This is a genomic window from Streptomyces sp. NPDC052040 (assembly GCF_044548405.1).
Taxonomy (GTDB): Bacteria; Actinomycetota; Actinomycetes; order Streptomycetales; family Streptomycetaceae; genus Streptomyces.
In genome coordinates this window covers 292,460-305,700 of sequence record NZ_JBIUBV010000005.1, presented here as the reverse complement: position 1 = coordinate 305,700, position 13,241 = coordinate 292,460, and the positions used below count along the sequence as shown (strand labels likewise).

7 protein-coding genes, 1 tRNA gene and 2 pseudogenes are annotated in these 13,241 nt (G+C 67.9%); 4 read left to right on the top strand and 6 right to left on the bottom strand.

Features of this window, described 5'->3' with window-relative positions:
- Positions 1 to 102: 102 nt before the first annotated feature.
- From lysA to ACIHAA_RS14060, 3 genes and pseudogenes are all read right to left on the bottom strand, one after another.
- Positions 103 to 1,494 carry a diaminopimelate decarboxylase gene (gene lysA, locus ACIHAA_RS14070; protein ID WP_399816608.1) on the bottom strand — a complete coding sequence of 464 codons (1,392 nt, stop codon included), beginning with the start codon at positions 1,492 to 1,494 and terminating at the stop codon, positions 103 to 105.
- Positions 1,495 to 1,513: 19 nt separating this feature from the next.
- A complete protein-coding gene (nrtL, locus tag ACIHAA_RS14065; RefSeq protein ID WP_399816606.1) occupies positions 1,514 to 2,719 on the bottom strand; it encodes an ArgS-related anticodon-binding protein NrtL in 1,206 nt (401 codons plus the stop codon).
- A gap of 304 nt (positions 2,720 to 3,023) precedes the next feature.
- Positions 3,024 to 3,521: pseudogene (locus ACIHAA_RS14060) on the bottom strand (response regulator); the annotation flags it as partial.
- A gap of 86 nt (positions 3,522 to 3,607) precedes the next feature.
- On the opposite strand from ACIHAA_RS14060, the gene ACIHAA_RS14055 reads away from it, so the two are divergent.
- Positions 3,608 to 3,679, top strand: a tRNA-Arg gene (locus ACIHAA_RS14055).
- Positions 3,680 to 3,930: 251 nt separating this feature from the next.
- A complete protein-coding gene (locus tag ACIHAA_RS14050; RefSeq protein ID WP_399816604.1) occupies positions 3,931 to 4,680 on the top strand; it encodes a hypothetical protein in 750 nt (249 codons plus the stop codon).
- Between the two features lie 46 nt (positions 4,681 to 4,726).
- Here the strand turns inward: ACIHAA_RS14050 and ACIHAA_RS14045 are convergent, their stop codons facing one another.
- The 3 genes and pseudogenes from ACIHAA_RS14045 to ACIHAA_RS14035 form a co-directional block, all read right to left on the bottom strand.
- The gene (locus tag ACIHAA_RS14045) at positions 4,727 to 5,581 is read right to left on the bottom strand and encodes a nuclease-related domain-containing protein (RefSeq protein ID WP_399816601.1); all 855 of its coding nucleotides are present in this window, start codon (positions 5,579 to 5,581) and stop codon (positions 4,727 to 4,729) included.
- Positions 5,582 to 5,775: 194 nt separating this feature from the next.
- Positions 5,776 to 6,408, bottom strand: a pseudogene (locus ACIHAA_RS14040) (site-specific integrase); the annotation flags it as partial.
- 34 nt (positions 6,409 to 6,442) lie between these two features.
- A protein-coding gene (locus tag ACIHAA_RS14035) for an IS3 family transposase (RefSeq protein ID WP_399816599.1) occupies positions 6,443 to 7,605 on the bottom strand; the annotation gives its coding sequence in 2 pieces (ribosomal slippage) (positions 6,443 to 7,318 and positions 7,321 to 7,605; 1,161 coding nt in all).
- A 413-nt stretch (positions 7,606 to 8,018) separates the two neighbouring features.
- Between ACIHAA_RS14035 and ACIHAA_RS14030 the strand changes: the two genes are divergently transcribed.
- Positions 8,019 to 11,702, top strand: a complete 3,684-nt coding sequence (locus ACIHAA_RS14030) for a DEAD/DEAH box helicase family protein (protein ID WP_399816597.1) — start codon at positions 8,019 to 8,021, stop codon at positions 11,700 to 11,702.
- Positions 11,699 to 13,234 carry a restriction endonuclease subunit S gene (locus ACIHAA_RS14025; protein ID WP_399816595.1) on the top strand — a complete coding sequence of 512 codons (1,536 nt, stop codon included), beginning with the start codon at positions 11,699 to 11,701 and terminating at the stop codon, positions 13,232 to 13,234. Before ACIHAA_RS14030 ends, ACIHAA_RS14025 begins: the two co-directional genes overlap by 4 nt.
- The last annotated feature ends 7 nt before the right edge of the window (positions 13,235 to 13,241 follow it).

The window sequence follows — 13,241 nt, the reverse complement described above, 5'->3', positions numbered from 1 at the left end:
TTCGTCCGGATCCTGAGACATCGATTTCCTCTTGTCACCGGCGGGGAACAGGAGATCTTCCGCCGGGTTCCGGGCGGCGCCCGGACTCTTCCGCATCCGCCCTCAGCCGACGTCGAGCCGGAGCAGATCCTCCTCCGTCTCCCGGCGGACGATCACCCGGGCCCGGCCGTCGTGCACGGCGACGACGGGCGGCCGGAGAGCGTGGTTGTAGTTGCTGGCCATGGAACGGCAGTACGCGCCCGTGGCCGGCACCGCGATCAGGTCGCCCGGCGCCAGGTCGGCGGGCAGGAAGGCGTCCTTCACCACGATGTCCCCGCTCTCGCAGTGCTTGCCGACAACCCGGGACGCCATCGGCCCGGCGTCCGAGGTGCGGGACACCAGCGCGACGCTGTACTCGGCGTCGTAGAGAGCGGTACGGATATTGTCGGACATGCCGCCGTCGACGGAGACGTAGGTGCGCAGCCCGTCGAGCGGCTTGACGGTGCCGACCTCGTAGAGCGTGAAGGCGGTCGGGCCGACGATGGCGCGCCCGGGCTCCACCGAGATACGGGGGGTGGACAGCCGGGCCGAGTCGCACTCGCGGGAGACGATCTCGGTCAGCGCCTTGGCGATCTCGTGCGGCTCCCGGGGGTCGTCGTCACTCGTGTACGCGATCCCGAGGCCGCCTCCGAGGTCGATCTCGGGCAGCTCCACCCCGTGCTCGTCCCGGATGTCCTTCAGCAGCCCGACGACCCGGTGGGCGGCGACCTCGAAGCCGGACATGTCGAAGATCTGCGACCCGATGTGGCTGTGGATGCCAATGACCTCCAGGCCGTCGAGCTGGAGCGCGCGCCGCACCGCCTCCGCGGCCTGGCCGCCCGCCAGCGGGATCCCGAACTTCTGGTCCTCGTGGGCGGTCGCGATGAACTCGTGGGTGTGCGCCTCCACCCCCACGGTGACCCGGATCTGCACCCGCTGCCGCCTGCCGAGCGAGGAGGCGATGTGCGCGACCCGCACGATCTCCTGGAAGGAGTCGAGCACGATCCGCCCGACCCCGCACTCGACGGCCCGGGTGATCTCCTCGGTGGACTTGTTGTTCCCGTGGAAGGCGATCCGCTCGGCGGGCATGCCCCCGGCGAGCGCGGTGGCCAGCTCGCCCCCGGAGCACACGTCCAGGTTCAGCCCCTCCTCGTGCAGCCAGCGCACCACGGCACGGGACAGAAACGCCTTCCCCGCGTAGAAGACGTCGGCGTCCGGCCCGAAGGCGGTGCGCCAGGCCCGCGCCCGGGCCCGGAAGTCGGCCTCGTCCAGGATGTAGGCGGGGGTGCCGAACTCCTCGGCGAGTGTCTTCACATCGATCCCGCCGACCGTGACGGCACCGCGGTCGTCGCGGGTGACGGTCCCCGCCCACACCTTGGGGTCGAGGGCGTTGAGGTCGGCGGGGGGCGCGGAGTAGTGGCCCTCGGTCAGGACGTCGGCGTGGCGGGGCCCGGCGGGATGTGCGGAACGGCTCATGTCGGTCTGGGCTCTCGTCTCAGAGGTAGTCGGGTGCGCTGATGCCGAGCAGGGACAGGCCGCCGGCCAGCACCGTCCCGGCGGCTTCGGCGAGCGCGAGCCGGGCACGGTGGGCGGCCGAGGGTTTCTCGTCGCCGAGCGGGAGCACGGTGTGCTGGAAGGCGAGCAGCCCGTCGGCCACAAGCACGAGCTGCCGGGCGAGCCGGTCGGGCGCGCGGTGGGCGGCCGCCCGGGTGAGGGCGTGCGGATACTCCACGAGGGCACGCGTCAGCGGCACCGCCTCGGCCACCTCCCCCGGCTCCGCCCCGAACCCGAGCCGGGCGGCGTTGCGGCCGAGGGCACGGGCGCGCGCATGGGCGTAGCGGACACGGAAGAGGGGATTGCTCTCCCGCTGCAACAGATGATCGGCGGTGATCCGCGGCCGGTCGTGCGCGGCCGGGTGCAACAGCGCCCAGCGGGCCGCGTCGGCCCCGAGCGGCGCGGGATCCTCCGGCGCCGGCACCGGCCGGAGGTCCACCTCTCCCCCGGCCCGCACATGCTGCACCTCGGCCCGGCCCCCCTGAGTGGCAATGATCCGCACCAGACTGTCGGCCACCACCTCGGCCCGCACGTCATACGGAACACGCAACGTGACGACCTGGTTGAGGAGGGTGGGGGTGTGGCCGTAGGGGGTGGTGCTTCCGGGGCTGGGGCCGCGGCAGGGGCTGGGGCTGGTGGTGCTGCTTGCGTCGGACGGCGGCTCGTCGGACGACTGCCGGCCGGACGGTGGCTCGTCGGACGACTGCCGGCCGGACAGTGACCCGATGGACGACTGCCGGTCGGACGGCCGCTCGTCGCACGGTGGCCCGACGGACGGCCGCTCGTCGCACGGTGGCCCGACGGACGACTGCCCGCTGGACGACCGCTGAAGAATCTCCCGGACCAGGGCGGCGGTGGCGGTGGCCCGCTCAAGGTGGATGTTGAGGAACCCCGGCCCGGTGATCTCGACATCGGCGACCCCGGCCGTACCCCGGAGATGCCTCCGCAGGATCTCGGCGACATCGCGGGGCTCCCGCCCCGCAGGACGTGCCATCTGAAGCGCGATGTTGGTCGCGTAGTCCCCGCGCCCCCCGGGCCCCGGCGGAGCGACCACGGCCCGCGCGGGCACGGCCACCCTCAGCTCCCCACCCTCCACAGCACGACGCACCGCGCCCAGCACGGTACGGGAGAGCTCTACGGGAGTCACGGGACAAGGGTATGGGAGGAGGGGGGTGGTGAGGCGAACGGGTTTGGGGACAGGGTCCGGGATGTGGGACGGGCCGGAAGCCTTCCCCCCTCAGAAGCCGCTGCCGCTTCTGTTACCGCCGGTGCTGTTACTACTGCTTACTACTGCTGTTGCTGCGCTTACCGGTGGTGTCACTGGTCTTGCCGGTGCTGTTGCGGGTGCTGCCCTTGCTCTTGCCGATACCGCTGTTGCCGCTGTGGCCGAAGTCGCTGTCGAGCCCGACATCGAGAGCGGGGTCGAGGGCGAGGTCGAGGGCGGCGCCCAGGGCCTCCCCGTCACCCCGCTGCCCACTCCCCGACGGGTGCCCGCCCCGCACCCCCTGCTCCATCAACTCCTTGACGAGCCGCACCAGTTCGGACGGCTCGAAGGGCTTGGCAAGAAACGCGTCCACTCCGACATCGAGCCCGCTCTCGACCTCGCGCTGCGTGCAGGCGCTGACGATGGCAACCGGCAGGGAACGGGTCCGGGGGTCCGCACGGAGCCGGGCGGCGGTGCGCAGCCCGTCGAGCCGCGGCATGACGACATCCAGGGTGACCACGTCGGGCCGTACCCGATGGACGACGTCCAGACACTCGGCACCATCGGCCGCGGTCACGACCTCGAGACCCTCCAGCTCGAGGTTGACCCTGATCAGCTGCCGGATGACCTTGTTGTCGTCCACAACAAGAACCCGGCCGGTCGCGCCTGGCACAACTCGAGAGTAGGTCCGCCCGAGCGACCGCGTCCGGGTTTTCCCCACTTCCACCCCGTCCGGGGGACCCACCCCCCTCGACCTCCAGGGAAACCGTTCATGGCGACCCCAAAAGAGCTGGTAGGGTTCTACCCGTCGCCGCGAACACCGCGAGACACGCCCCCGTAGCTCAGGGGATAGAGCAACGGCCTCCGGAGCCGTGTGCGCAGGTTCGAATCCTGCCGGGGGCACCCTGTATGAGGTGCCCAAAGACCCCGTCACCAGCGGAAACGCTGAGGCCGGGGTCTTCGCGTATGTGCAGGCGTATGCGGCACGGAGCGTGCGTATGCCGGGGTCCGTGGACGAGGCGTGGACGGGATCTTGGGGCGTCGCCGCAGGTCGCTGGCTGCTTTCTGGCCCTAGGCTCGGCTTGCCTCAAGGTCGGGCGACCGAACGGCCCCAGCCATGAGGTCCGGCGCAGCCGACTGCTTAGATCGCTGGCATGACGGACTGGTCCCAGCTCCACCACGCCTACGGCACGGCAGAAGACATTCCCGGCCTGCTCGACGCAGTGAGCCCGGCCCCGAAGGACTCAGGCTGGACCGACCTTTGGTCCCGGCTGTGCCATCAAGGGACCGTCTACTCAGCGAGCTACGCGGCCCTGCCCGCCTTGCGCGACATGGCACGCCAGTGGTCGCCCGCGGACAGGCAGATGCCACTCACGCTCGCCGGCGCCATCGCAGCCAGCACTGATCGGCCATACGACGAGCAAGATCCCCACGTGGCCTACGCCTCGGAGATGTCGGACCTGGTGCAACTGACCGAGGAAGCTCTTCGGGATCCCGTCCTCGCCAACGACCCCGCCACTTACGTCTATCTGCTGGCTGCGCTCCTCAGCTTCGAGGGGGTCGAGGTCTGGGGTGAACAGCTCGACGGACTGAACGACGGTGAGTTCGAAGTCCCGTGCCTATCGTGCACCACAGAGAACTTCGTAGCTTTCGGCGAGTACGGCTTCTTCTCGACCACGGACAGCATGTACATGAACGAGACCACGGCAAGGAAGATGCCGCTGCGGCCTGCGGACATCTCAGCCCTGGAGGGGCTGGCCCAAAGATTGCACAGTCGCGCACTCGCAGACGGCCAGACGGATGTCGCGCATAAGTTGACCTACGTTTTCGGCAAAGCACAGTGCGCCCAGTGCGACGAGGTCTTCAGCGTCGCGGAAGCCATCACCACTCGCTGGGACGCGTGAAACACGTGGCCGAGGCAAACTGAGCCTCTCACGGAGGCCCACCGAATCAGGCCGTGCTCCAAGCTTGCCGATGGCGAGCCACGCTGTAGACCTCCTCCACCTGATCGGCCGTGAGCACGCCTGAGAGCGGAGCGAGTGCAGATAACTGGCGCTCCTGGTACACCCGGACATCGAGCTGCGTAGCCACCACCTTCAGCTCGGTGACACCGACGAAGACGAGGACGGGCTCCACCGGCACCGGGTAGTCGCAATAGCGCTCAAGCACTCGGGCGACACGCTTGGCCTCCGCCCGGCTCTTGCGTGCGTAGGGTGCCGGTTTCCCGTGATCGACTTTCACGGAATCGTCCCCGACCCACACGGCCCTCTTGTCGTGGTGCTTCGTATTGATGCTGAACACTCCACCAGGCCCGATCAATAAATGATCGATATCCACTTTGTTAGCCAAGGGGATGGAGTGCAGGACGCGCCAGCCGTGGCGCCCCAAGCGGTTCAGCTCGGCTCCTACTCGCCGCTCCCCCGCCAATCCCTTTCGCCAGGAATCCCATTCCGAAGGCCGCCGCAGAAGCCGTGAGACGACTCGCTCCATCAGCCCGGGGCCGGATTCGGCGAGCAGATCACGCAAGGACCGCCCAGGAGGGTTGACGGCCAGGTCGTCGGCCGGCGCCAGAGGGGGCAGCGTCGGACGCGCCTGAGCCTCCGGCGCCCTGCCTGGCGAGACAGGCTCGGTGAGGCTCTGTAAGTGCTTTGTGAGCACGGCGATCACGTCGTCACGGCACTCGGCCCGCAAGACCGTGATGTCCCCCGTCGTGACGTCCGCCCAACCGACCGCGGTCCCATCAGGCAGGTTGGCGTACAGACGATCATGCCCGTACCGCTTCCAGCGCGTGACGTGCAGCTCCACAAGGCCCCCCTGTGCTTTGCGTTGGCGTTGCCGACATGCCAGCAGCAAGCGAGAGGAGGCCACAAGACCGCAGGGCACGTAACGCGACCCAGCTCGTCCTTCCCGGAAGCAGGATCAGTGCAGGTAGAGCACAAGACAAGACGAAGGAGGCCCCAGGCGACATGCCTGAGGCCTCAGTGTGGGTGCAGGTTGTCTCACTCGTACTCGCGGAGCAGGTCCTCGATGCGCCGGTTGGCCACGTCCTGCCGTCCGTCGAGGCACTTCGCGTACCGGGTCAGCAGGACCTCAACGCTGTTGCCGGCGCGCTCGGCAACCTCGGTGGGGTCCACGCCCGCATTGAGCCACGTCGACAGCGCCGAGTGTCGAAGGTCGTACGGCCTACTGGCGAGCGGAGAGGCCGCGACAGCCGTCGGAAGCGCCAGGAACCGAGCTTCCTGCCACACGCGGTAGTAGGTAGAGGACGGGACAACCGAACCTTTCTCACTGAAGAAAAGCCGCCCGTCTTCCGCCGTGCCGAAAGTGGCGAGGTGATCGCGCAACATCGCGACGAGCTGAGGCGGAATGGGCACACGCCGAACGTCCTCAGTCGGTCGATTCTTGAGCCCGCGGTCGTCGTGGGTCTCCCCCGAGTCTGTCCACTGCTTGCCAACCGAAGGACGGGTTCGATGGAGCAGCGCCGATCCCCAACCCTGCTCAGGGAGGACAAGGTCAGTCTCGACCAGGCCGACCGCCTCAGCGGGCCGGAGGCCACCGAAGTACATCGCCGCGAACAGTCCGCCGAGGCGCCGGCCGCGAGCACGCCGGTAGCCACCCACGTAGGACACCGCCGGGGTCTGCTGCAGGTTTGGGTGACAGGTTCGGTCACGCGGCCTGGAGGGCCGGTGTGGTCATGACGGTCTCGAATTCGACGGGGGTCAGCCGGCCGAGTGAGGCTTGTCGGCGGCGCCGGTGACAGGTCCGCTCGATCCAGGACACGATCGCGATCCGCAGTTCCTCGCGGGTGGCCCAGGTCCGGCGGTCGAGGACGTTCTTCTGCAGCAGGCTGAAGAAGGACTCCATGGCCGCGTTGTCGCCGACTGCCCCGACCCTCCCTATCGATCCGGCCATCCGGTGGCGGTCGAGTGCCCGGACGAACTTCCGGGAGCGGAACTGCGATCCGCGATCGCTGTGCAGAATGCAGCCGTCGACGTCTCCACGCCGGGCCACCGCGTTGTCCAGGGCGGTCACGGCCAGGCGGGACTTCATCCGCTCGTCGATGGAGTAGCCCACGATCCTGTTGCTGAAGACATCCTTGATCGCGCAGAGATAGAGCTTGCCTTCGCCGGTGGCGTGCTCGGTGATGTCGGCAAGCCACAGCCGGTTCGCACAGGTCGCGGTGAAGTCACGGCGGACCAGGTCGTCGTGCACGGGCGGCCCGCCCTTCCTGCCCTTGCCGCGCTTCTTGCCGAACACGCTCCACCAGCGGTTGTCCCGGCAGATCCGCCATGCAGTCCGGTCCGCCATCACCGCCCCGGCGCCGCGCGCTTCGTCGGCCAGGAAGCGGTAGCCGAACTCCGGGTCGTCGCGGTGAGCGTCTAACAGCGCGTTCGCGCGATACGCCTCCTCCAGCACGGCGTCGGTCACCGGCTGGTCCAGCCAGCGGTAGTAGGGCTGTCTGGCGAGCTTCAGCACCCGGCACGCAACCGTGACGGGCACCCCCTCCACGGCCAGCTCCTTCACGAGCGGGTAGATCCTTTTCCCGGCAGATGCGCCTGCGACAGATAGGCCGCAGCCCGCCGCAGGACCTCGTTCTCCTGCTCCAGCAGCTTGATCCGCCGACGCGCTTGCCGAAGCTCTGCGCTCTCCTGGCTGGTCGCTCCCGGCTTGGTCCCATCGTCGATGTCCGCGCGACGCATCCACTTCCACAACGTCATCGGATGGACTCCGAAGTCGGTGGCCACCTGCTCGACCGTCACGCCCGGCCCGCGGTTCCTCGCGACCCGCACAACGTCCTGACGGAACTCCTCCGGATAAGGCTTGGGCACGGCGACATCCTTCCCACCCGCCCCACAGGGCAAGCCAGTTCAGATGTCACCCGATCGTGCAGCAGACCCTGTGCCCACATCTTCTAAGCGCCGGGCCGCAGTGTGCTGGCCCTGTGGGCGAGCATGTCAATCCCTGGTTGCGTAGAGACAGTGGTTATGCGGCTCGCCTTCCTGATCGGTCCGGGCTCGCACTTCCTGGATGCTCTCCCCAGCTCCAACGTCGATCCACCGGCGGCGGTAGGGGTCGGGCGCTGGCGCGTCGCAACTCGATGGTGACGGGAGTCAGGTCACGCCAGCGGGAGCTGCAGTGCCGAAGACCAGCGCAGAAGACCGGCCGCCGGTTAGGCTCGACGGGCGATCACGCTGCACACACATCGACGACCATTGCACTCCCGGAGAGGCGGTACCACCCCATGAGCAGCGCAGACGGGGCGTCCCAGGCACCAGACCCCCGACTCGTACGCCTGGCCACGCAGTCTCGCAACTTCGGGTTCCTGCTGCCGCATCTTCCGCTCCTCGTCGCGTACGGGACCGCTGCCGAGAGTCATGTCTTCAGTGACCCGAACACGTCGCTCATCAAATCCCGTCAGTTCGCGGAGGCCATGGCGGCCGACCTAGTCAGCAGGGGCCGGGTCCGGGTGGAGGGCACTACCCAGTTCGACCGGCTGCGGGCGCTGGACAGGGAGGGGTACCTCCACGGTGACGTGGGCACCGCCTTTCATGAAGTGCGCGCCCTCGGCAACGAGGCGAACCATGCAGGGCTCGACAGGGCCGACGACGCCTTCCGCGCCCTGCGCACCTGCTTCCGCCTCGGAGTCTGGTACTACCGGCTGTTCACCGGCTCGCGCGAGCAATTGCCGTTCGTGCCGCCAAGCCCTGACCGCACACCGGCCACTGAGAACGAGCAGCTGCTTCAGGAGGTCGCCCGCGCCCGCAAGGATCTGGAAGAAGCCCGCGTCAGCTACCGCGACCAGACCTCCCAAGCCCAAGCCGAGCAGGCCGCCCGGAGCGCTGTCGAGCGCGAGTTGGCCCAGGCGCAGGCCGAGCGCGAGGATCTGGGCCGTGCGGTCGCGGCCATGCAGGACCAGCTCAAGGAGTTCCAGGCCGCCGCCGAGGCGACGCAGCTCGGTCGTCGGCGCGCCGACACCACCGACCGGGCCGCCGCGTCGACCGCCGTAGCCGAGCGCGCCCGCCTCCTCGACAACGCGGAGCAGGCCTCCCGCGAACCCCTGACCGAGGTCCAGGTCCGCAAGCGACTCGACGCGATGCTCAGGGCGGCCGGCTGGGACGTCCAGAACGGCGGCGCGAACCTCAACCTCCACGTCATGGGCGACCGGCGGGGCAACGGCATCGCCGTCCGCGAGGTCACCACCGCCCGGGGTCGCGCCGACTACGCCCTCTACGTCGACCGCAAGCTCGTCGGTGTCATCGAGGCCAAGCGCGAAGGCGCCGACCTGTCCGCTGCCGAGGCCCAGGCCGACGGCTACGCCGACCACCTCACCGACGCCCAGCAGCGCCTCAACGCCTGGCGCACGCCGCTTCCGTTCCGGTACGTGAGCGACGGCGGCGAGACCCGCTTCCGGTCCGTCCTGGACCCGGACTCCCGTACCCGCCGCATCTTCTCCTTCCACCAGCCGCGAACCCTCGCCCGCTGGATCCGCCAGGCCGAGGAGGACGAGCAGGCTCCCAGCTACCGGGCCCGGCTGCGCTGGCGCATGCCCGACCTCGACGAACGCCCACTGCGCCCGGCGCAGATCAAGGCGGTGCGCGGCGTGGAGGACTCGGTGGCGCTCGGCAAGGGCCAGCAGGGGATGGGGCAGTCCCGTTCCCTCGTCCAGATGGCCACCGGTGCCGGCAAGACGTTCACGGCGGTGACGTTCTCGTATCGGATGCTCAAGCACGCGCGTGCCGAGCGCGTCCTGTTCCTGGTCGACCGCAACAACCTCGGTGTGCAGGCCTTCGCCGAGTTCGAGAACTTCAAGACCCCCGACACCGACCGCAAGTTCGCCGACCTCTACAACGTCCAGCGCCTCGGCGCGGAGGGCATGTTCGCCTCCTCCAAGATCGTCATCTCCACCGTCCAGCGCCTCTACATGGAACTCACCGGCGCGAGCCTGCCAGGCAGCGAACGGAGCGATGGTGAGATCGACTACGACGTCGACGTGCCGGGCGGCATCGAGGTCGGCTACAACGCGGACATCCCCCCGGAGGCCTTCGACCTCATCGTCGTCGACGAGTGCCACCGCTCCATCTACGGCAAGTGGCGCTCCGTCCTCGAGTACTTCGACGCCCCCGTCGTCGGCCTCACCGCCACCCCCGTCGCCCAGACCTTCGGCTACTTCAACGGCAACCTGGTCAGCGAGTACTCCAACCAGGAGGCGGTGGCCGACCGCGTCAACGTCGACTTCTCCGTCTACGAGATCGAGACGCGGATAACGGCTGAGGGCGGACTCATTGCGCACGGCACCATCCCGGTCCGTGACCGCCGCACCCGCCGCCAGCGCTACGAGGACATCGACGAGGACATCGAGTACGGCGCCAACCAGGTCGGTGTCGGAGTCATCAGCAAAGATCAGTTGCGCACGGTCGTCCAGACCTTCCGCGACCGACTGTTCACGGAGATCTTCCCCGATCGCGCCAAACACGACCCGGCCACGGGCGCACTGCGGTGGGACGAGATGTACGTGCCCAAGACGCTGGTCTTCGCCAAGAACGACAACCACGCGGAGGAGATCGTCGAGGTCGTCCGCGACGTCTTCGGCAAGGGCAACGACTTCTGCGCGAAGATCACCAGCGCGGCCCGCAACGCCTCCGAGCGCCTCGCCGCCTTCCGTAACCTCCCGGAGCTGCGCATCGCCGTCACCGTCGACATGATCGCCACGGGCACGGACGTCAAGCCGCTGGAATGCCTGCTGTTCCTGAGGGACGTCAAGAGCTGGGCGTACTTCGAGCAGATGAAGGGCCGCGGCGCCCGGACCCTCTCCCTCACCGACTTCGAGAAGGTCACCCCCGGCGTCGGCCCCAAGACTCGGTTCGTGATCGTCGACGCGGTCGGCGTGACGAAGAAGCCGAAGGTCGACGCGGCACCACTGGAACGCCACACCGAGAAGCAGATCAGCCTGGAGAAGCTGCTCCGCAAGACCGCCGCGAACACCATCGAGGAAGAAGAGGTCTCCACCCTCGCGGCCCGCCTCGCCAAACTCGACATCCAGATGACGGACGAGGAGCGTGCCGAGATCCAGCGCCTAAGCGGCGGGCTGGAACTGACAAAGATCGTTCACGGGATGGTCGACGCCGTCTCGGCGGACCGGCAGCTGGAAGTCAGGGAGGCCGCCGAACACGCGGGCCGCGACCCCGGGCGCGCGGTACGCGACCTCATCGAGCAGGCCGTCCGCCCCCTCGCCGCCACGCCGCCGCTGCGCGCCCGCCTGCTGGAGATGCGGCGCGCGAAGGACATCCTCTACGACGAGAACGGCACGGACGAGCTGCTCCGCGCGGGGGCCGCCGCTGACGACGAGGACGCGGCGGCGGAGACGGTCCGCGACTGGCGCCGGTACATCGCGGAGAACCGCGACGAGATCGCGGCGATGTCCGTCGCGTTCAGCGCCAGCTCCGACGTGCCGCCCGGCGTCGCCATGGACAGGCTCAAGGACGTGGCCCGCAGCATCGCCCGCCCGCCGCGCACCTGGACCCCGGACAGACTATGGAAGGCGTACGAGAAGGTCGGCGAGGCGGCGACCAACGGAGCCCACCGCAAGCACACGGCCTCGGATCTGCTGGCCCTGCTCCGTTACGAACTCGCGGGCGGCGCCGCACAGGGTGCCCCGGCACCACGCCCGCACGAGGAGCTTGTGCGCGAGCGCTACGAGGCTTGGATCACCCGCCAGGAACAGGCGGGCGCGCAGTTCACCGAACGTCAGCGCTGGTGGCTCGACCGCATCGCCGCGGCGATGGCCGAGCGTGTACGCTTCGACACCGCTGACCTCGACTACGCCCCTTTCACCTCCCGCAACGGTACGGACGGATTCCTCGCGGAATTCGGGGGGACGCGGGCGGAGCACATCATCAATGAGCTGGACAGGGAGCTGAGCGCGTGACGACCGACTCGGGTGTGGAGCCGGGGAGTTCGGGCTCCGAGGAGGATGTCACGGAGGGGCTTCCTGCGGGGTGGGTTCGGGCGACTATCGGCGAATTGTGTGATGTGAATCCCCGAGGGTTTGACGAAGAACCCGGCGATGATGAATTCGTCTCACAGGTGCCTATGGCTTCCGTCGAGGCGGAGACGGGACGCATGGATGCGTCGATGCAGGTTCGGTATGGCGATCTCAAGAAGAAATCGCTGACCAGGTTTCAGGAAGACGATGTACTGTTCGCGAAGATCACGCCCTGCATGGAGAACGGGAAGATCGCGAAGGCGCAAGGGCTGGCAGGCGGCCGAGCTCTGGGGAGCACTGAGTTCCATGTGCTGCGAAGTCGAGGTGCTATTCTCTCTGAATACCTGATGCACTTTCTGCTGCAACGGCATGTCCGACGCACGGCGGAGCATCACATGACCGGTGCTGTAGGCCAACGCCGTGTACCGCGCCTCTATCTGGCCGAGCTGGAGATCCCGGTACCGCCCCTCGCCGAACAGCACCGAATTGTCGCCAAGCTAGAGGAGCAGCTGGCTTATGTGGAGGCGGGGGAGGTAGCGGTCCAGGCTGCACTAGTCGGCTTCCTAGCCCTGAAGAACCAGATCACTGGCGGTGGCGCGTGCGGCGGCCTGGATGGAATTGAGCGGTTCCCCGCCCCGATCGAAGCCGCGGATGTCGATGACGGGACGCTTCCCGATCTTCCGAACGGATGGCGGTGGGTGCGTCTCGGGGAGATCGCAGACGTAGTCGGGGGAGTTACGAAAGACAGTAAGAAGCAAAGTAACCCTGCATATGTCGAGGTTCCATACCTTCGGGTCGCTAATGTTCAGCGCGGACAAATCCTGCTCGATCGAGTTGAAAATATTCGAGTTCCTGCAAGGAAGGCTGAATCGCTGAGGCTTAAAGTCGGGGACGTCCTTCTCAACGAAGGGGGAGACCGCGATAAGCTGGGTCGCGGATGGATTTGGGAAGGCCAGATAGAGAACTGCATCCATCAGAATCACGTATTTCGTGCGCGCGTGATCGGGGGTGCTCTGGAACCTCGATTGCTCGCGTGGCATGCAAATTCATTCGGCAAGAACTGGTGTGACCGCAATGGGAAGCAGACAGTGAACCTTGCGTCCATCAGTCTCCGACGTATCAAGCTGTTGCCTGTCCCGGTTCCGCCGAGATCTGTACAAGAAGACCTGGTCAAGTCAATTGAAAGCCGTTTGGCGGAAGTCGAGACCGCTCAGCACGCGGCTCAGGAAGTAGCCAGGCAAGGGGCGGACTTGCGGGGTGCCCTTCTTCACGCAGCCTTCACCGGAGCCCTCGTCCCGCAGGACCCCGACGACGAGCCCGCCTCCGTCGTCCTCGACAGGATCGACACTCGGCGGGCTACCAACGTCACGCCGACCAGGCGCAAGCGCCCATCTCTCGGGGCTACCCGGCCAGCCGCCCCCCAGACCTCCGGCCGACCGGTTCCCTCCGGCACCCAAGAAGCACTTCCCCTGTGAGCACCGT